Source organism: Thiocapsa marina 5811, from assembly GCF_000223985.1.
GTDB lineage: Bacteria > Pseudomonadota > Gammaproteobacteria > Chromatiales > Chromatiaceae > Thiocapsa > Thiocapsa marina.
On the sequence record NZ_AFWV01000002.1, the window covers coordinates 257985 to 278311 of the forward strand.

Here is a 20327-nt window from a genome sequence, read left to right on the forward strand (position 1 = left end):
CCCCCCGCGCAAGGTGCTCCGGACCCGGACTGCGGGTTTGCCGCCTTGCATTGATGTTCGTGGTCTGCTGTTTCGGTGTGGACGCGGTAGCGGCCGCATCCCCCGAACGGCAGATGCTGGCCGCGCACTGCAACGGTTGCCATGGCCTGAACGGTGTCAGCGCAGGGCCGGCATCGCCGAGCTTCGCCGGCTTCGACCGTCAATTCCTGATCCGCGTTCTCCAAGAGTTCCGCAACGGCGAGCGCGTACCCACCATCATGGATCGCATCATGACCGGCTATACCGCCGGTCAGATCCGCCAGTTGGCAACCTACTATGCCGAGCAATCCTGGCAAAGTGCCGACGTGCCCTTGGACCCCGGCGCCGTCGCCGAGGGAAAACGTCTACATGACGAGGCCTGCGCCGAGTGCCACGAGGAAGAGGGGCGATACCAGGACCGCGATACCCCGCGGATCGCGGGCCAATGGCCGGACTATCTCGTGTTTCAGCTGCTGACATACCGCGACCGACCGGAGGCGATCCCGCAACCGACCAAGATGCGCGAGTCCTTGGTCGGCCTCGCGGATGCGGATCTGCAGGCACTGGCGCAGTTTTACGCGAGTCAGCGGTAGGTCGCGAGGTCATGCGAGTCGTGTAAGTACCGCGAGGCGAACCCTTTCTCGCATATGCTGACTTGGGACATTTTCGTTCCCCGTCTTCCCTCCTATCCTCGCAAGGCGTGTTTCAATTCGCTCTGTGATCAGGGCGAAGACGCGATGCAGCGTAAGTACAAGTCATGCGTCGCGACCGCGTGTCAAAATCAACTCAAGGACGAGATAGCTGTGACCCTGTCGCTTCCCCTGCCCGCCGTTTCGTTTCAGTCCCCTGCTGTGTCCGTTGACCACCTCTGTCTCAGTCGGAACGGCTCAATGCGTCTGCAAATTCAGTTGGGCCTACTTGATCAGACCGGCCACCGAACCGACCGGAGTCCCTCGTGACACTGGTCGAGGAGCATAACGCTACTCCGGGCGCTCCACGCAGCGTGACGCTCCGGTCGGAGTTAGGGACGAGCTCATGTAATCAGATCCGTTTGCCGTTGACCGAGGAATTCGCGACGTTCGGCAAATATGAGTGCCGAGGAACTGGCGTTCGTCGAGTAAGTAGTCCCTTTCCTATTTCACGAACTGAAAGCGTCGCTAGCGATGAGAAATATCGCGGTACGTCCCAGGGCTGCAGTAGTCGGCGCAACCCTGAGCCGCGACGGCGTGGTTCGCCTGCCAAGCCGCGATGGGACCGGCTTCTTCGCAACGGCGACGGTGAACATCGGCAGATCACGGTCAGCGCCGACGACGGCGGGCGCAGTCTACCGCTGAGCCTGCGGGTCTGCGAGACCACTCAGGCAGGGAAATGGATCGTTTGCGGAAACAACCTGACACGTTCCGTCGGCGCTGACCAAACGGCTTATTACACCGTTTTTGCCACAGGCAACGGATAGACCATCGCCTTTGATCCGGCCAACAACCGACGGTTCCTGCGCTTCGCCGCGAACGAGAGGACGGTGGGTGCGACTAATGTCGCGGTGACGGCGCCGTAGCCCGGCACCTGGCTTTGGAGAGAACTCTAGGTCAATGCGAACAACCTGGCAGTGGCAGCAACTCATCATCCGGTCTTTGCGACTCGATCGCGACTCATGAACTTGATCACCAGGAAGTTGCTTTAAAAATGGGACATTCACAGGACGAAGCCGTTATGAATTCATTTTTTCGGTTCGACAGCAATGCACTATCTTCGATAAGGACAATGTTTCGATCAATGCCTGCTGGAGACTCCTCCGAGCGGAGCCGACGAGTGCAATGCGAGGAAGAATCCATGTCTCCCCGGCTTGTTTGGCTTCCTTTCATACCAGAGAAGCACTGCACCGCAAGCATTTTTTCCTGTTTGATGCTGATGATGAGCTTGTCGATTGGCGACGCCCTGGCTCAAGATTCGCTCTCGATGAATGGGATGTTACGGGTCGATGGATCTGAATCGAGCGGGTCGTTGGCGACAGAAGACGCACTGCGCGAACGTGTCGCCCGCGAGGGCTGGATGCGCGTGCGGGTGGACCTCATCCAATCGGCGAGACTCTCGGTGCCATCCGACGCGGTCGAGTCAGGCATCCTTGAAGACCAGTTGGAGCGAACGACGCAAGACCTATTGTTCGCGTTGCCCGCAGGCTCCTACGAAGCGGTTCATCGTGACGCCGATTCGCCAACACTTACCCTGAGAGTCGATGCTGTCGGCCTGGACGAATTGCTGGTTTCACCCTTGGTGGCGAATGTTGATGCAGCCGGTATTCCGGGCGAGGCCGGAATGGACTTGGCAATAGTTGTCGAGCAGGCGATTCGGTCGTATCAATTAGCATACACTATAAGCCCCGATGTCGAGGCTGCTGCTTACAGCGACTCTTGGTCGGACAGTTTTGCGGACATTTCATTACTTGAGGATCTCAGGGCCGAGATCATTGCTACCTTGGAGCAGTTGGACACGGGTAGCCTCGAGGCGCGCGATCACCTTCATGTCGTCCTTCAAAACTTGGATGATGAGTTAGCAACCGATGAAGCACAATCACTTTCTGCCCTCCCTGCGACAACGGATGCGGTCGACTACCGTGTTGATTTTATCCCCTCGTCCTACAGTTTTGGTCAAGTGCCGGTCGGCAGCAGCAGCGCGCCCCAAACGGCGACGATCAGGAATATCGGTACCGGGATGGTCACCTTCGAGAGGGGCATTCTTAACTACCCATACGTCTCGGCCGGGTACAGCATGAGCGACAGTACCTGTGGGGCGACTTTGAGTCCGGGAACTTCTTGCGAAGTCAAGATACGGTTCAGCCCGCAAGCGACCGGCAGTCCGAGCGCCTACTTGTTTGTCAGGGTCAATGAATCGACCACCCTTTTTGCAGCACGCCTTGATGGTACCGGAACCGCGGATCGGACCTACGGCGTTGGATTCACCCCCTCGTCCTACAGTTTTGGTCAAGTGCCGGTCGGCAGCAGCAGCGCGCCCCAAACCGCGACGATCAGAAATACCGGTACCGGGACGGTTACCTTCGGGAGAGGCATTCTTAACTAGTGCCTGAACAGAAACCACGTTTTCTATTTCCGAACAGTGGGTTATAATATGTCCCCATGATCGAAGATCATGCCGATTTTCGATCGAGAGGGGCAGAGAAAACGCTAACCTATTGATTTCCTGATGACTCGAAGGCGATTTCGGCCGATTTTCGCCGGGGCATGCCATGAGTCTTCATGAACGTCGTGATTCGAGCCACTATGCGCAACGTGATCGATCCGCAATTGAAACTCGGCGAAGAGGATATCGCCGCCATCGCTCTGGATCCGCGCTCGCGCGACGATATCCCGCAGCTCTTGCGTGGACTGCAGCACATCTACACCACCCCGCAGGTGCGTGAGCCGGTGTTCGCGATCCTCGCCGAGCTGCGCCCGCCGGGCAGCGGCGAGGACGGCAAGGCGAGCCCCGAGACCGGCCGGCCCGGTCTGTCGCAGTGGGCGATCCTGGTGCTCGGCGTGCTGCGCTTGGGACTGAACGCCGATTACGACCGCATTCTCGAGCTGGCCAATCAGCACACCACTCTGCGCAAGATGCTCGGCCATGCCGACTGGGCCGACGACACGACCTACAATCTGCAGACGCTCAAGGACAACCTGAGCCTGTTCACGCCCGAGCTGCTCGAGCGCATCAACCAAGCGCTGGTGGGTGCCGGCCATGCCTTGGTAAAAAAAAGTCCGGACGATTCCCTCGCGGTGCGCTGTGACTCCTTCGTGGTCGAGACCCACGTGCATTATCCGACCGACATCAACCTGCTCTTCGATGCGGTGCGCAAGGCCATCGAGACCAGCGCCGGATTGTGCGAGGACGCCGGCCTGAGCGATTGGCGGCAAAGCGCCTACAACGTGCGCTGCCTGAAGAAAGCCTATCGGCGGGCGCAAACCCTCAAGCACTCCACGGCGCAGGATCCGGAGAAACGGGCCGCACGGCGTATCGAGATCGAAGCGGCCCATGCCGCCTACCTGGACCTGGCCGGGGGCTTTCTGATGCGGGCGCGCGAGACGCGCATCCGCCTGCACCTGATCGCCGCGTTGCCGGACGTCCAGCTCGCGCCGCTCGATGCCTTCATCGCCCACGGCGAGCGGCAGATCGACCAGATCCGCCGCCGCGTGCTGTGCGGTCAGACCATCCCGCATGCCGAGAAGGTCTTCTCGATCTTCCAACCCCATACCGAGTGGATCAGCAAAGGCAAGGCCGGCGTGCCGGTGGAGCTGGGTCTGCGCGTGGCGATCGGCGAAGATCAGCACGGCTTCATCCTGCACCATCGGGTCATGGAGCGCATCACCGACGATCAGGTCGCCGTTCCCTTGGTGGAAGAGATCGTGGCGCGCTTCCCGGCGGTCGGGAGCGTCAGCATGGACAAGGGCTTTCACAGCCCCGCCAACCAACGCGCCCTGGCCGAGGTGATCGACTTTCCGGTGCTGCCGAAGAAGGGCAAGTGCTCGGCCGCGGAGCGCGAACGCGAAGGCGATCCGCGCTTCATCCAGCTGCGCCGCAAACACTCCGCCGTGGAGTCCGCCATCAACGCGCTGGAGGTCCACGGGCTCGACCGCTGTCGCGATCACGGGATCGACGGCTTCAAGCGCTATGTCGCCTTGGCGGTGGTGGCGCGCAACCTCCAGCGCATCGGTACGCTGCTGCTGGCGCAGGAGGCCGAGGAGGCGCGGCGCGAGCGGGAACGACAGCGCCGCCGACGCGCTGCTTGACCCTTTCGATCGGATCCGGTGCCGACCCCCACGGGAGTGGTGCGCCTGCGGAATGCCGGTGATGCGAGTCATTCGCATTAATCCGGTTTAATTCCACGAATCCGCATCGAATGCGGCTCGATTGAATACGCTGGCCCCGGCCCGCCATTCAGGGCGAGGTGCCGGGGCGGGAAAAAACGGGGTTTTCGGTCGAGCACTAACTACCCATACGTCTCGGCCGGGTACAGCATGAGCGATAGTACCTGTGGGGCGACTTTGAGTCCGGGAGCTTCGTGCGAACTCAAGATACGGTTCAGTCCGCAAGCGACCGGCAGTCCGACCGCCTACTTGTTTGTGAGGGTCAATGAATCGACCACCCTTTTTGCCGCGCGCCTTGATGGCACTGGCTACATGCCTATCGAAGACGCGCAGATTAACTCAGCCGTCTTGCCGTATGCCCGAGCAATACCCGTCGGTGCAACCGCGACGGCATTCGCAAGCGTCATCAATAGCGGCAACGCAACGGCGACCGACTGCTCGATCGCACTGCCTGGGGGCATCCCGGCGACCTTCAGCTACCAAACCACCAACGCCGCCAACGTGCTGATCGGGACTCCCAACACCCCGGTCGACATCGCTCCCGGTGCCACCCAAGGCTTCGTCTTCGGCATCACCCCGAGCCAAGCGATGGCCGCGACCGAGATTCCGATCGTGTTCGACTGCGCCAACACCGCCCCGGCTGAGAGTAACCCGGGCCTAAACACCTTCATCCTCTCCGCTTCGGCGAGCGCCCCCCCGGATCTCCTCGCCATCGGTGCGACACCGAGCGGCGACGGCGTAGTGCGCCTGCCGAGCCGCGACGGGACCGGCTTCTTCGCCACGGCGGCGGTGAATATCGGCAGTATCGGTTCGATGACCGTCGGTGCGGACGACGGCGGGCGCGGCCTGCCGCTGAGCCTGCGGGTCTGCGAGACCAACGCCCGAGGCGACTGGTTGGTGTGCGGTAATCAGCTGACACGCTCGGTCGGTGCTGGCCAGACGCTCTATTACACCGTTCTGGCCACCGGGACCGGTCAGCCGATCGCCTTCGATCCGGCCAACAATCGGTTGTTCCTGCGTTTTCGCTCGAACGAGACCACCGTGGGGGCGACCAATGTCGCGGTGACGGTGCCGTAGCTTGGATAGATGAATGGAGGCGCGGTGCCGGCTCGCTTCGGGGGGCTTGCAATGCCGAGAACCGTGCGAACAGGCATAGGCAGAAAGACGCAAAAACACAGGACTAAATCATGGAACGGATAAACCATTGGACGAATCGAAGCCCGGCAATGTTGGCGGCGCTTGCTCTGGTCTCACTCGGGATTGCCTCATACGACGGCACTGCCGCGATCAATGATACAGGTCAGCTCTTCTGCGACGACGGTGCGGAGCTGACGAGCTGTATAGATGCCGGCACCGGGGATCAAATCTTGCTGTTGGGTCAGGATGGTCACGACGGGCGCGACGCCCAGGCTCAAGCGGGCTTGATCGCCAAAATCGGAGGCGGCGCCGGCGGTTTCGATTTCTCGCCTTTGGATCAGGACGGAGCGCCGATTGCCGTCGTCGAGAATATCCCCGCGAGCTTCCCAACCTGCGTACAAGACAATGTCACCGGATTGACTTGGGAAGTGAAAACCCGGGACGGCGGGCTGCGCGATCGCGACTGGACCTACCGTTGGTCAGGTACAAACGGCAACGGCGTAACCGCGCCAAGTCAGGTGCGGTCGATTTGCGGCGGACATGTGCACGGAGGATCGTGTGATGTTTCTGCCTATGTCGCTGCGGTCAACGCAGCCGGACTCTGCGGCGCGCGGGATTGGCGTCTGCCGACGCTACAGGAACTGCAGGGCATTGTCTCGGCAGGCAGTATCGCTCCCGCGATCGACTCGGAGTATTTCCCGAACACCCGAGTCGGTGCGTATTGGACCGCCACGCTTGATGCCGCCGATGACACGCGCGCCTGGCGTGTCGATTTCAACCGAGGAGACTCAGGCACCGAGCTGTCATCCGACCCTTCGGGCATTAGATTGGTGCGCGGATCGCAAGCCCCGGATGCCTTGACCGACAATGGCGACGGGACCGTGACCCAGGCATCTACGTGGCTGATGTGGGCGCAATGCAGCGAGGGGCAGCAAGGACCGAGCTGCAGCGGCGGCAGTCCGACCGCGATGACCTGGCCCGAGGCGCTGGCTGCCGCTCAAGCGTCGCGGCTGGCCGACTATAACGATTGGCGCCTGCCGAATAAAAAAGAGCTTCAGTCCCTTGTCGATCATCGTCGATACGGCCCGGCCATCGACGAGACGTTTTTCCCTGCAACGCCTGACGAACGGTATTGGACCAGCACCAGCGACTTAGCCGATCTTGCCCTTGCTTCGTTCATCGACTTTATTGACGGCACGGATGCTTCGTTCGATAAATTAAGCCCTCTGCATGTGCGCTTTGTGAGGGGTGGAGAATCCCATGAGTCATCTTATTCAAAGACAGCCGTTAAGGGTTCATTCAGCGCTTCGCAAGTAGAGAATCTCGCAGCTCCCGGAACACCTGAACAGTTGGCGGGAAGCTGGACGACATCACAAGGAAAGCGATTTACGATCAACGAGAACGATGTTCTTTCAGGTTTGTCGATTGATGTGAATGCTGGCGGAGCCTATGTTTGCGGTGTAACTGTTCCCTCGGGTTTTACGGCAACGTTCTCGGATATCCAGGTCACAGAAACGGGTTCTTTTCCGTCGGCTTATTTTTCAACCAGCGACCGATATACGAGCATTTCCACAACTCTCAACGCGGGTCAATTTAACTCCGACGGAGCCTCGGTAACATTTAGATTCAATTTTTATCGGGAAACACGTGTCGGAGGCTGTACCGCTATCAGTTCCGGTAGTGGAATCGTGACCGCTACGCGCCCAGTACCTCGCATCAACACTGCAGTGCTCCCGTACGCCCGTGCCGTTGCACTAGGTGAAACCGCGACGGCATTCGCAAGTATCATCAACAGCGGTAACGCAACCGCAAACGGCTGTTCGATCGCACTGCCAGGGGGGATCCCGGCGACCTTTAGCTACCAAACCACCAATGCCGCCAACGCCCTGATCGGAAATCCCAATACCCCGGTCGATATCGCCCCCGGCGCCACCCAGGGTTTCGTCTTCGCCATCACCCCGAGCCAAGCGATGGCTGCGACCGAAATTCCGCTGGTGTTCGACTGCGCCAATACCACTCCGGCAGCCAGCTATCCTGGTCTCAATACCTTCATCCTTTCCGCTGCGGCGAGCGCCCCTCCGGATCTACTCGCCATCGGTGCGACGCCGAGCGGCGACGGCGTGGTGCGCCTTCCGAGCCGTGACGGCATCGGTTTCTTCGCCACGGCGGCGGTGAACATCGGCAGTGCAGCGGCGATGACCGTCAGTGCGGACGACGGCGGGCGCGGGTTGCCGCTGACGCTCCGGGTCTGCGAGACCAACGCCCAGGGGGTTTGGCTGAACTGCGGTAACAGTCTTACGCGCCAAGTTGGCTCGGGCCAGACGCTCTATTACACCGTTCTGGCGACTGGCAGCGGTCAGCCGATCGCCTTCGATCCGGCCAAAAATCGGTTATTCCTGCGTTTTCGATCGAACGGGACTACCGTGGGGGCGACCAATGTCGCGGTGACGACACCCTAGCTGCACCTTATGCGGCGAATCGCGAGCGCCGGCGTCCACCGGCGCGTTGCATCGGCTATTCTTACGCGTTCACTGGAACTGCGGTTTGAAGCAGGAGTAACGATCTCCCGGCAGAGCCGGCGGATCGCTCGTCTCGGTTAAGGGTGCGCCGACATCTTCAGGGGGTTGTTTATGTGGGTCGACTGGACACCCGCGCCAGCACGGGCGTTTGCCTGTCCGGTCTGCGGTTCGGACGGTGCCAAGCGCTCGGTGCTGGCGGTCGCGTCGCCGTTCGAGAGCAAAGAGCTTTTGCGGCTCCACGCCTGCGATGTTTGCGGAACCCTCAGCTTTCCGGGGCTGACGCCCCCGGCCTACGAAGATGACGGAGCGGCTACGGATGCCGGTGCCGACACGTCCCTTTCGCAGGCCGCGATCAAGTTCTATGTCGAACAGGGTGCGGCGCCCGATACCATGGTCGAGCCTCTGTTTTGGTTCGATCACGCCGATATCGGACGTTACGCGGAGGTTGGCTGCGGTTTCGGGTTCGGTTTGGACTTCGCCCGCGAGGCACTCGGTTGGGAGGTCCGCGGGTTCGATCCCTCGCCGCTTGCGCGCGCCGGGCGACGATTGCTGGATGTACCCGTGACCTCCGACTATCTCGGGCCGGAAACCTTGCGTGGCGAGGCGCCGGTCGATGTGCTGCTGGCCTCCGAGGTCATCGAGCATGTCGTGGACCCGCACCGCTTCCTGGACGACATTACCCCGACCTTGGCCCCCGACGGCTGGTTGGTGATCAGCACCCCGAATGCCGCCGGGGTCAGTCGCGAGGCGTCCTCGGGCGCGCTTCTGCCGCTTTTGACGCCCGGATATCATTTAGTGCTCTTCAGCGAGGCGGCGCTGCGCCGGTTGCTTGAGGCGCATGGCTTCACGCAGGTTCGAATCCGAGCGTCGGAGACGAATCTGACTGCGCTCGCCTGCCGTCGTCCTCGGCCTTGTGATCTCTCTCGGACGCTCGACCGTGCGCTCTACCGCGACTATCTGAAGCGCCGACTCGGCGCCCTGGATCCGGACGAGCCGCTCTCCCACGGTTTTTCCGGCCGCTTGATCAAGGAGTGGGTCAATGCGGGCGACATCGACGCGGCGAAGGCGGAGCTCGACGGCCTGACCGACACCTACCGGCGTCTTTACGGCATCGATCTCGACCGCCCAGAGACGGTCTTGGCCGAGCCGATCAAGATCGAGAGTTTCGGGAGATTTGCTGCCGCGATCCCAGCCAATCTCTGCGGTCTGGCCTATCGCAGCGCCTTCATCGCGTTGCGTCACGCGAACGATCCGAAACGGGCGCTGGCGGGTTTCGAGCTCGGCGAGCGTGCCGGGGTCGCGCTGCGCGAGGCTTTACAGTCGATCGGCTCGGACGACGGGGAGACCGAGCATCTCGTCGAGCTGTGCCGGCTCGGCGCTCTGGAGTCTTCGATCCGCGTGGCCCCGGCCGAAGCTCCGAGGCGCTTAAAGGCTGCCCGCGAGGCATTCATCGGAACCGACGGCGACGGCTCGCGCGCATCGCGCCGCTTCGAGGTCGGGCTGGAACACTGCTTCGTCGATTTGGTCTTCGGTGGTGCCTACGCAGCGGCGAATGCCTTGGCCGACGCACGTTGTGAGCGAGGGCGGGACGAGCCGGAGGCATTCGGCCGGGAGTCAGACCCAGCGACCGACCTCGCGCCGCACGAACGGGCGCGTTCCTGCCACGCCCGTGGATTGCTGGCCCTGAACGACCGAAGCGATGCGGCGGCGGCGCTTGCGTGGTTCCGCGTTGCCGGCGAGTATCTTCGGGACGCGACCGTCTCCGACAGTGCGGTCGAGGATCTCGCGGGAGCGATCGAGATGGCCCGCTTCTCGGCGTGGGCCGTGGCCGAGCCCGCGGGCGCCGCGCTTGAATGTGCGGAGCGCTTGGCCGCGAACCCGTCGCCCTCCGCGCAGCCGTTCGGCCTTTGTTGCGAGGTCTTTCAGCGCCTGATCCACGGTGGAGCCTATGCGGAGGCGGCGACGCTCGAGCCCGCCATCACAGATCGACTAAGCTTCGCGCCCGAGAGGTTGTCGGCAGAGCTGGCCTTCGTGCTCGGGATTCTCGCGTTGAATCATGCAGCGGCCCCGATCGACGCCTTCGGGTGGTTTTCGCGAGCGGCGCAATTGGCCCCTCCCGAGCACCCGCTGAACGATCTCGCCCTCTTACATGCACGTCGCGCCCGGGCGGCAGCCGGTATTGAAGACGCGGGCATCGGTTCAGAGTCGCGCACGCCCGAATAACCCTAACCACGCAGTCAGAAAGGATCCGATATGGGTTTGCGCGACTTCCGTCAAACGCTCACTAGGCGCCGAATCCGCAACTTCATCGAGCACCGAACCTCTTGGATGCGGGTCCGTCTGGCGCGGGATCCGACCTGGGTCGTGCAGCGGTGGGACGGCGACGGCGGATTGGCCGAGGCCAAGCGGATCGCTGTCTTCGTGCACTACGACGACAAGGGCCTGGTGCATCCGTACGTTCTCTTCTATCTGGAGCAGTTGCGGGAGGCCGGCTACAGTATCCTGTTCGTGACCAACAGCCCTCGGCTGTTGCCGGCGGCGGTCGATGTCTTGCGGGCGCGCTGTGGGTTGATCCTACGGCGGCGCAACCGAGGGTATGATTTCGGGGCCTATAAGGATGCATTGCGCGAGATTCCGGACCTCGCCGCGCTCGACAGCCTGATCCTCGCCAACGACAGCGTCTACGGGCCGTTCCACGCCTTGGGCGCGCTCCTGGAGAAGGCAGACCCGAATCAAGCCGACATCTGGGGAATCACGGATACCTTCCAACACTACTATCACTTACAGAGCTATTTCCTGTTGATGCATCGCCCGGCCTTGGCGGCGACCGAGTTTCATCGGTTCTGGAAGGATGTCTGCTACACACAGTCGAAAGAGTTGGTCGTGCATCATCATGAGATCGGTTTCTCGCGTCGGATGCTGGCTGCCGGACTGCAGCTCGAGGCGATCTTTCCCTACCGCACGGTAGCGATGGAGCTGATCGACGACCTACAGCGGCGCTCGTACGACAATCCCGACTGGGCGGCCGGCCTGCCGCAGCGCGATTATCTCAAATGGTTGTTCGAGGCCCTGATGGCCGGTATCCCGGTGAATCCCAGCCACTTCTTTTGGGAGCCGTTATTGCGTCGGCATGGCTATCCCTTCCTGAAGCGCGAGTTGCTCACGCGCAATCCCTGCAGCGTGCCGTTGACCCAGTACTGGGAGAGTGCAGTGCGCCAGGTCAGCGGATACGATACCCGCTTGATCTCTCGACACCTGCAGCATGTCCTGCGAGACCGCAGCATCTGAGGCGAAACCGAGGCCCCCGCGCCGAGTCTTAATTTATGCTAAACGCCACGCCGCTCTCAGCCGCTGGACCGGGCTATCGTTCTAGGAGTCGTATGTCATGAAAGCACTGCCGAAACAGATCCTCTCGGGCTTTGCCGCACTCTTGATCTGCACGTCGGGCTATGCTCAGACAACCCCTGCCTGTTGCGAATCCTCTCGACCGGACACCGAAGTCGAAGCGACCGATCGAGCGCATCCCGTCGCCGGCGCCTTCTCTGCTGCTGTCGCATCGGACACGGATCCCGAAGTCCTCTACCGGCGCGCAGCCGATCACGAGACCTGGATGCGCGAGCACCTGATGCCGGCCGGCGGGGTCATGTCCGGGCAATTCACGGACGACACCTATGCGCAGGTGAAGAGCTACGGCGGCGAGCGGGATCCTGCGATCTGGACCGGCTCCTATCTCGCCGCGCAGGCCCTGCGGTTGGAGGCGACGGGTGCGGCCGATGCGGCCGATCAGCTCGCCGAGACGGTCAGGGTGCTGCATCGATGGTGGCGGATCTCGGGCGATGCGGGCTATCTCGCCCGTTTCGCGGCGCCCGCCGACAGTTCGGAGGCGATCTTGGCCACCTTGCCGGCCGGCGACCCGGAGGTCATTCGGGACGTCCCCTACGAGGATGCGCTCTGGCACTGGCGCGGCCGGGTCAGCCGGGATCAATACCAAGGCGTATTGCTCGGGATGTCGCTGGCCTACGAGGCGACATCGGATCCCGGCATCCGTCAGCTCATCAGAGAAGACGTCGCGACCTTCGCCGAGCAGCTCATGCGGCGCGAGCGCAAGCGCGTGAAGGTCATCATCAACGGGTCGAGCAACTTCTCGACCACGCTCGAACTACAGCATGCGGTCTACACCGACGACGAGACCCCTGACGGAATACCCATCCTCAACGTTCGCACCAGCCCGTTCGAGGTGGAAGCCTCGGGGATGGTGGTGTTTTGGCCGAACCCGAGCGAGTTCATTCGCCAGATCCCCGGTCTGGGCTGGCTACCCGATGTACTCCTGCCGAGTCAGGCGATCCAACTTGCCGCGGCCTTCCGGGTTGCGTTGCAGGTCACCGCGGGCGTTCCGGGGTACGAGGCGCGTCATGCCGCGCTGTCGGCCCATTACGACGAGCAGGTCGACGACTGGCTCGACATCGCGACGGGTTGGGAGAATACCAACGAATGCGGAGACGCCTACTACGGTCTCAATGTCGCCTTTATGCCGATGTACAACTGGGTCAGGCTGGAGGACGATCCGGTGCGGCGCGCGCGACTGCAGCGCGATGTCCTGCGCGATGCGCTTTGGTCTGCGGTCGAGGATCATAAGAACGTATTTTTCGCGTTTCTCTATGCCGCGCAGGCAGCGCCCGAGGACGCCGTCGAGGCCATCATCGAGGCGCATCTTGCTCAGCTCGCCTTGTTCCCGAATCCTCCGCAAACGGCAGAGCCGATCGACGTGCGTTCGGAATACCCCGAGGATCCGGAATGTCCCGGCCTCTCGGCCATCGCCACCGATGTCGACGATCGCCCCGGCGCGACCTTCCTCTGGGAGCGCCAGCCCTGGAAGCTATTGGATCCGGGTGCGCCCGAGTTTGCGTTCGCGGGTGTCGACTATCTACTGGCGTACTGGCTCGGGCGTCAGTCCGGCTTCATCGACGGGAACGGACGCCTCGGGGTCTCGCAGACGGGCACGGGTGGCGGGACGATCACCTCGAGTCCGCCCGGCATCGACTGCGGCAGCAGCTGCGAGGCCGATTTCGCTCTCGGCTCCGAGGTGCTCCTTCAAGCCTTCCCCGCTCCCGGCTCGGTTTTGATCGGCTGGTCCGGTGATCCATCTTGCCCCTACATCCATCCGCTGGAGGGGGCGACCGACTGTGTCGCGACCTTCGCGTCATTGCCGAGCGGCGAGACGCGGATCGAGGCGGCGGTGCTTCCGTATGCCCGTGCCGTCGGTATCGGCGAGACCGCAACCGCCTTCGCCAGTCTCATCAACAGCGGTGATGCGACGGCTACCGGCTGCTCGATTGCGCTGCCGGGTGGGCTCCCCGCAACCTTCACCTATCAGACCACCGATTCCGGCAACGCCTTGATCGGGATGCCGGATACACCCGTCGATATCCCCCGGGGCGGGACGCAAGGATTCGTGTTCGGGATCACGCCGAGCCAAGCCCTCGCTGCGACCGAGATTGCGCCGGTATTCGACTGCACGAATACGGCGCCCGCCTTCAGCCACGCCGGACTCAATACCTTCATCCTTTCGGCGGCGGCAACGGCGCCGCCGGACCTCCTCGCGGTCGGCGTGACCCCGAGCGGGGACGGCGTGGTTCGGCTGCCGAGTCGCGACGGTACCGGGTTCTTCGCGACCGCGGCGGTAAACATCGGCAGTGCGGGCACGGTGAGGGTCGGCGTCGACGACGGTGGTCGCGCCCTGGCGCTGGCCCTTCGCGTGTGCGAGACGGATGCCGCGGGGACCTGGCTGGTATGCGGCGACAGTTTGTCCCGCACGATCGGGGCCGATCAGACGGTCTACTACACCGTCTTGGCCAGCGGAAACGGGCAGCCGATCGCCTTCGATCCTGCGATCAACCGACTCTTTCTGCGTTTCGAGGCAAACGGGACAACCGTCGGGGCGACCAACGTTGCGGTTGCAACGCCGTAGAAGCGATATGGGTCGGTGGACGCCGGCGGGTGCCTGACCGGCGAGGAATCCGGTGATGGCCTCCGCCGGACCTGGAGGGTAGGCACTCGGGAACAGCGACGACTGCTCCGCGAAGAGAGGGCCCGGCACGAATCGGTTGTGCCGTGCAGATGCAAAAAAGGCGGGTTGCCCCGCCTTTCGGTCTGTGCGTCTCGAGGCGATCGCGCCGCGGCGCTTACATCTGACTCAAGACATTCGGACTCAGGCCTTGACCCAGTTTCCGAAGTTGTCGGTATTCTTCTCTTCGCCGTCCCCGTAGCCGGCCTCGTAGGCCTCGGTGAGGCGCTGCTCTTCGCGCTTCGGGTTCTGGAGGAAGCCGCACTGCCAGCCTTGGATGTACTCGTCGTCGACACCGAGTTGTTCCATTTTGGTTACAGCGTCGTAATAGAACTGGTTCATGTCCGCTCTCCGGGCTCTTATCGTTGGCGAAGGGTCGGCTTGGTAAGGCCTCGCCTTCAAAAACCTTGATCTTATTGGCGACGTGGATTCGGGTGCTTCGACCCGGACCCTCGGGTCCTCTCTCGAGTCTCGTAGGGAGCCTTGCCCGCACGACCCGCATGGTCATGAGGGGGCGAGAAGGGCCATAAGAATACAGCGTTTTTCTTATGTGTGACAAGGCGATCGCGCACCCGACCGAGCAGCGGTTGCATCGCATTCGGGTATTGCCTTGTGAAGGCGAGCGCCAAAACCCACTCTATTCCCGACCGAATTGCGGTGGCCGCAGGAAATCGGGCCGCCTTTGCCCCGGCCGCCGCGGATCGGGCCACTTCGTATCAGACCCAAGAGGAAGACGACCTGCCATGCGTCCAGCCCAGTTGCTCCGCGTCCTCGAGCGCGAATTTTCGAGTACCGCGGAAGGCCACCATACCCCGGTCATGCTCTGGGGCCCTCCGGGCGTCGGAAAGTCGCAGATGGTCGCCCAGATCGCGGACCGCCACCGCGTTCCCGTGATCGATATCCGCCTCTCGCAGATGGAGCCGAGCGATCTGCGCGGGATCCCGTTCCGCTCAGGGGAGCGGGTGGAGTGGGCGATCCCGGCCATCCTGCCGGATGCCGAGCGCCACGGCCCGGCGGGTATCCTCTTCCTCGACGAGATCACCTCGGCGCCTCCGGCGGTGTCTGCGGCGGCCTATCAGTTGATCCTCGATCGTCGACTCGGTGACTATTGCGTCCCGGACCGGTGGGCGATCTTCGCGGCCGGCAATCGTCAAGGCGATCGTGGCGTGACCTACAGCATGCCCGCGCCGCTGGCCAACCGCTTTTCGCACTTCGAGGTCGAGACCCACCTGGACGACTGGGTCGGCTGGGCCTATGCGCAGGGCATCGACGAGCGCGTCATCGCCTTCCTGCGCTTCCGCCCCGAGCTGTTGTTCGATTTCGACCCGGCCCACAACCCGGTCGCCTTCCCCTCGCCGCGCTCCTGGGAGTTCGCGCACCGCTGTCTGAAGAAGTTCGAGGACACCCCGGAGCTGCTGCAGGGCACCTTGCAGGCGTGTGTCGGGCCGGCGGCGGGGATCGAGGTCGCCGCCTTCGTCGACAGCCTCGACCAGATGCCCGATCTGGATGCCATCCTGGCGGGCGAGGTCGTGCCCGTGCCGCGCGAGATCGATCTGCAATACGCCGTCGCCGCTGCCCTGGTCGGCCGTGCCATCCGCGCGCAGGCGGAGCCGGACAAGGATCGGGTGATCGGCAACATCCTCGCCTACGCGGGGCGTTTTCCGCAGCGCGAGATGGGCGTCATGCTGGTGTCCGATCTGCACCGCGCGGTCGGCAACAGCCTCTTCGAGGTGCCGGCCTTTGCCGATTGGGCTGCGGTCGTCGCCGACGTGATGCTCTATGACTAGCGGCGTCGGCAGCAGGGTCGGCAGCGACCTTTCCGATGCGCAGCGGCGTGCGATCGAGACCAAGCTCGCGGCAGCCCGCACGCGCTTGATCCTGGACAAGCCTTTTCTCGGTGCCTTGGTGCTGCGCCTGCCGATGCATGCGTCGAATCCGGATTGGTGTCCGACCACGGCCACCGATGCGCGCGCCTTCTACTACAACCCCGACTATATCTCGAGCCTGAGCCTCGATCAGACCCAGTTCATGCTCGCCCACGAGGCCCTCCACTGTGCGCTGTCGCATTTCGCACGGCGACAGCATCGCATCAAGCACAAGTGGGATCTCGCCTGCGATTACGCCATCAATCCGCTCTTGATCGACGAGGGTCTGAGCCCCCCGCCGAATGCGTTGGTGATGCCGCCCTACAAGGGCATGACCGCGGAAGAGATCTATCCGCTCATCGACGACAACGACGAGTCCGAGACCCTGGACACGCACGCCTACGATCGCGAGAACCAGCAGGGCGGCAGCGGCTCCGGCATGAGCGAGAAGGATCTCGATCGCAAGCCCGCCCAACCGCAATCGCAGCAGAACGAGTCCGACGCGGGGCAGGGGACGCAAGGCTCCGCGCCATCGAGTCACGCCGAGGGGTCGGGCGGCGACGCGGGCGAGCCCGAGCCCCTGACGCAGGGAGAGCAGGAGACACTCTCGGTCCAATGGCAGCAGCGTCTCGCCGGCGCTGCGCAACAGGCGCAGCAGGCCGGTAAGCTCGGCGGCGCGATGGCACGCATGATCGACCATCTCCTGCAGCCGCGCCTGCCTTGGCGGATGCTTCTGGCCCGCTACATGACGGCCGTTTCGCGAGATGACTACAGCTACGCGCGCCCGTCGCGTCGCGCCGGCGACTTCATCATGCCGAGCCTGCGCAGTCATCAGACGGATGTTGTCGTGGCCGTCGATATCTCGGGCTCGATCAAGGCGGCTGAGCTGGAGGAGTTCATCGGCGAGATCGATGCGCTCAAGGGCCAAGTGCGGGCTCGCGTGACCCTCTTGCCCTGCGATGTCGCCCTGTGTGAAGGTGCACCCTTCCGGTTCGAGCCTTGGGAGAGCTTGCGGCTGCCCGAGGCGATCCGCGGCGGCGGGGGAACCAGCTTCCGGCCGGTTTTTCAGTGGATCGATCGGGAGGGCATCCGCCCGGATCTGCTCGTCTATTTCACCGATGCGCAAGGCGAATTTCCGCCGGTCGAGCCGACGTTTCCGGTGATCTGGCTCGTGAAGGGGCAGGGAAAGGTGCCGTGGGGTCAGCGGATTCAGCTCAACTAGCGCTGAGTCGCGTTCGGGGTGACAGGGTTTGTTTCGAGGTGGATGTCGCGAATGCGTGAACAACGACACCTCGGTGCGACGCGATTCAGGAGTTTTTTTGTGTTCGGGAAGCGCCACCGAAACGAAGCCCGCGGGTCGTGAACAGCTTTACGTCGACGAAGCCCTTGATGGTTTGCGCACGGCGCGCGCTCTCAGGAACTACAAGGTGCGGATGACGTCTCACCAAACCATGATGATCCGGATGTTTATCGGTCGGTGTCGGCGGTTGGCCTTGGGTGGGCTTACGCTCCTGGCGGTCGTATCCACCTCGGTGTCGGCCGATGCCTACAGCCTTCCCGACATGGGCAGCTCGTCCGACAGCATGATGACCCGATCGGCAGAGGCGCGTCTCGGCAAGCTCTTCATGCGCAGCGTGCGAAGCGCCCTGCCCGTGATGGACGATCCGCTCGCCACCAGTTACATCGAGTCCCTGGGCACCGCCCTGGTCGAGTCCGATCGGACCGCCGGAGGAAGCTTCACCTTTTTCCTGATCGATGAGCCGGTCGTGAACGCCTTCGCCGGCCCCGGCGGCTACATCGGCATCTACGCCGGCTTGATCTTGGCGGCGCAGACCGAAAGCGAGCTTGCTGCCGTGATGGCGCATGAGATTGCCCATGTCACCCAGCGTCATTTGATGCGCTCCTTCGAGGACCAGAGCAAGCTCAGCCTTCCGACCACGGCCTTGTTGATCGCGGCGGCCATTCTGGGCGCCCAGGTCTCGCCCGACGCGGGGATGGCTGCGATTGCCGGCGTGCAGGCCGCAGCGCTCCAGAGACAGATCAACTTCACGCGCGACAACGAGAAGGAGGCCGATCGGATCGGGATCCAGACGCTGGCCGGAGCCGGTCACGATCCCTTCGCGATGGCCGGCTTCTTCGAGCGGCTGGCCAAGGCCACCCGCGTCTACGAGTCCAGCGCCCCGGAGTTCCTGAGGACGCATCCGGTGACGGCCGACCGAATCGCGGACTCGCTCGGTCGAGCCGAGGGTTTCGGTGCGCGGCAGCGCGCCGATAGTCTGCGATTTCAGTTGACGCGCGCGAAGCTGCGCGAGCGCTCCTATCGCCGTGCCGAGCAGTCGGTGGCCCATTTCGAGGACACCTTGGGTGGTGGTCGCTTTCGCGAAGAGATTGCCGAGCGATACGGCTATGCCCTCGCCCTGCAGCGCGCGCGACGCTTTACCGATGCAAAGCGCGAGAGCGACACGCTGATCGCCGCTCATCCGAGCCAGGCCGAATTTATCGTCCTCGATGCCGAGCTCGACCTGGCGCTCGGCAAAGGCACGGAGGCCCTCGCGCACCTCAAGCAAGCCGTGAGCCTATTTCCGAGTCAATGGCCTCTGCGCGTCGCCTATGCCGATGCACTCATGTCGGCGGGCGAGCCTGCACGCGCGCTCGACGAGCTGAAGGCCGTGGCGCGGGTGCGTCCGGCCAACGCTTTGCTTTACGAGATGATTGTGCAGGCCGCCACCAAGGCGGGCGATCAGGCCGACGTCGACCGCTATCGCGCGGAGAAACTCTATGTCGAAGGGGATCTCGAGCCGGCCATCAGGCAGCTCGAGATGGCCTTGCGCCGACGCAATGTGCCGTATCACGATGCCGCGCAGATCCAGGTCCGGCTCGACGCCTGGCGTGAAGAGGGACGCGAGGAGAAGAAGCGAGGCGGAAATCCTCTGCGCGCTGCGCCCTTGAGCGCGCGATGAAGTGCGTTCCAAGTCCAGTTGGAGTGCGGTAACATTGTCCGGGTGCAGATGTCGGGAAAGCGCACCGGCGCCCCTGATTCAGTCTCCGGCACTGCCGCGGCGACGGGCCTGATCCGCAGAGCTCGCCAAGCGAATCAATAATAAGATTGATAATGATGTGGAGGATCTCGCCGTTCAAACCCCACGCGGGTCGGATCGGGCTGCAAAGGGCCCGGGCGTCCAAGCCGTACGTCGGAAACCCGGTCGAGCGCCTTCATCCAGGTGGATCGGCCGCGCGCATAGCCGGTTGTCGACATCGGGCCGTGTCGGTCCGTCGGGGACGTCCTCGGTGAGCCGGCGTTCGCGAAATGACCCGATACGCGTGATGCTTCTCGCAACCCAGACCACCCAACCATGCTCCATAGGAGATGTTCCATGATCGATGCAAAACGTCGAATCCTGCTGAAGGGTTCACTCGCCGCCGGTACCGTCGGAGTCGCCGTCGGCGCCGGTCTGCTGTCCCCCAGAATGGTCCTTGCGAGCTGGAACGAGGCGGCCTTCCACGCGAAGGATCTGCCCGCAGCCCTGTCGAGCCTGATGGGATCGGATGCGACCGAGACCAACGATGCGATCAAGATCAAGGCCCCGGATATCGCCGAAAACGGTGCAGTCGTGCCGGTCACCGTCGAGACGGACATGGAGGGCGTCAAGTCGATCGCGATTGTTGCCGACCAAAACCAGACACCGCTCATTGCCTCGTTCGACCTCGGCGAGTCGGCGCTGCCCTTCGTTTCCACGCGGATCAAGATGGCCAAGACGTCCAACGTCGTGGCAGTGGTTCAGACCGCCGACAAGCTCTACAGCAACGCCAAGGAGGTGAAGGTCACCATCGGCGGCTGCGGCGGCTGATCGAATCGACCCCCGCGGTA

The 20327-nt window shown here is 63.0% G+C and carries 13 protein-coding genes; 12 read left to right on the forward strand and 1 reads right to left on the reverse strand.

Features of this window, described 5'->3' with window-relative positions; translation table 11 throughout:
- Positions 1–113 precede the first annotated feature (113 nt).
- From THIMADRAFT_RS03540 to THIMADRAFT_RS03580, 8 genes are all read left to right on the forward strand, one after another.
- Positions 114–611: a c-type cytochrome gene (locus THIMADRAFT_RS03540; RefSeq protein ID WP_139052679.1), complete on the forward strand. Its 498-nt coding sequence runs from the start codon at positions 114–116 to the stop codon at positions 609–611.
- 1216 nt (positions 612–1827) lie between these two features.
- Positions 1828–3093, forward strand: a complete 1266-nt coding sequence (locus THIMADRAFT_RS03545; RefSeq protein ID WP_158308354.1) for a choice-of-anchor D domain-containing protein — start codon at positions 1828–1830, stop codon at positions 3091–3093.
- A 200-nt stretch (positions 3094–3293) separates the two neighbouring features.
- A complete protein-coding gene (locus tag THIMADRAFT_RS03550) occupies positions 3294–4796 on the forward strand; it encodes an ISNCY-like element ISThma1 family transposase (RefSeq protein ID WP_040729516.1) in 1503 nt (500 codons plus the stop codon).
- A 390-nt stretch (positions 4797–5186) separates the two neighbouring features.
- Positions 5187–5951, forward strand: coding sequence for a hypothetical protein (locus THIMADRAFT_RS03555; protein WP_139052680.1), 765 nt, complete (start codon positions 5187–5189; stop codon positions 5949–5951).
- A 110-nt stretch (positions 5952–6061) separates the two neighbouring features.
- Positions 6062–8470, forward strand: a complete 2409-nt coding sequence (locus THIMADRAFT_RS25385) for an Lcl C-terminal domain-containing protein (protein WP_007191597.1) — start codon at positions 6062–6064, stop codon at positions 8468–8470.
- Between the two features lie 171 nt (positions 8471–8641).
- Positions 8642–10753: a class I SAM-dependent methyltransferase gene (locus tag THIMADRAFT_RS24380; protein WP_007191598.1), complete on the forward strand. Its 2112-nt coding sequence runs from the start codon at positions 8642–8644 to the stop codon at positions 10751–10753.
- Between the two features lie 30 nt (positions 10754–10783).
- A complete protein-coding gene (locus tag THIMADRAFT_RS03575; protein WP_007191599.1) occupies positions 10784–11818 on the forward strand; it encodes a rhamnan synthesis F family protein in 1035 nt (344 codons plus the stop codon).
- A 97-nt stretch (positions 11819–11915) separates the two neighbouring features.
- On the forward strand, positions 11916–14498 hold the full coding sequence (locus tag THIMADRAFT_RS03580; RefSeq protein ID WP_007191600.1) for a hypothetical protein: 2583 nt from the start codon (positions 11916–11918) through the stop codon (positions 14496–14498).
- 240 nt (positions 14499–14738) lie between these two features.
- Here the strand turns inward: THIMADRAFT_RS03580 and THIMADRAFT_RS03585 are convergent, their stop codons facing one another.
- The gene (locus THIMADRAFT_RS03585) at positions 14739–14936 is read right to left on the reverse strand and encodes an Alvin_2107 family globule sulfur oxidation protein (RefSeq protein ID WP_007191601.1); all 198 of its coding nucleotides are present in this window, start codon (positions 14934–14936) and stop codon (positions 14739–14741) included.
- Positions 14937–15337: 401 nt separating this feature from the next.
- Between THIMADRAFT_RS03585 and THIMADRAFT_RS03590 the strand changes: the two genes are divergently transcribed.
- From THIMADRAFT_RS03590 to soxY, 4 genes are all read left to right on the forward strand, one after another.
- Positions 15338–16381: an AAA family ATPase gene (locus THIMADRAFT_RS03590; RefSeq protein WP_007191602.1), complete on the forward strand. Its 1044-nt coding sequence runs from the start codon at positions 15338–15340 to the stop codon at positions 16379–16381.
- Positions 16374–17681, forward strand: a complete 1308-nt coding sequence (locus THIMADRAFT_RS03595) for a vWA domain-containing protein (protein ID WP_007191603.1) — start codon at positions 16374–16376, stop codon at positions 17679–17681. The genes THIMADRAFT_RS03590 and THIMADRAFT_RS03595 overlap by 8 nt, the downstream gene beginning before the upstream one ends.
- 211 nt (positions 17682–17892) lie before the next feature.
- Positions 17893–19419 carry a M48 family metalloprotease gene (locus tag THIMADRAFT_RS03600; protein WP_233490176.1) on the forward strand — a complete coding sequence of 509 codons (1527 nt, stop codon included), beginning with the start codon at positions 17893–17895 and terminating at the stop codon, positions 19417–19419.
- A gap of 414 nt (positions 19420–19833) precedes the next feature.
- Complete coding sequence (gene soxY, locus THIMADRAFT_RS03605; RefSeq protein ID WP_007191605.1) at positions 19834–20307, forward strand: thiosulfate oxidation carrier protein SoxY; 474 nt, start codon at positions 19834–19836, stop codon at positions 20305–20307.
- The last annotated feature ends 20 nt before the right edge of the window (positions 20308–20327 follow it).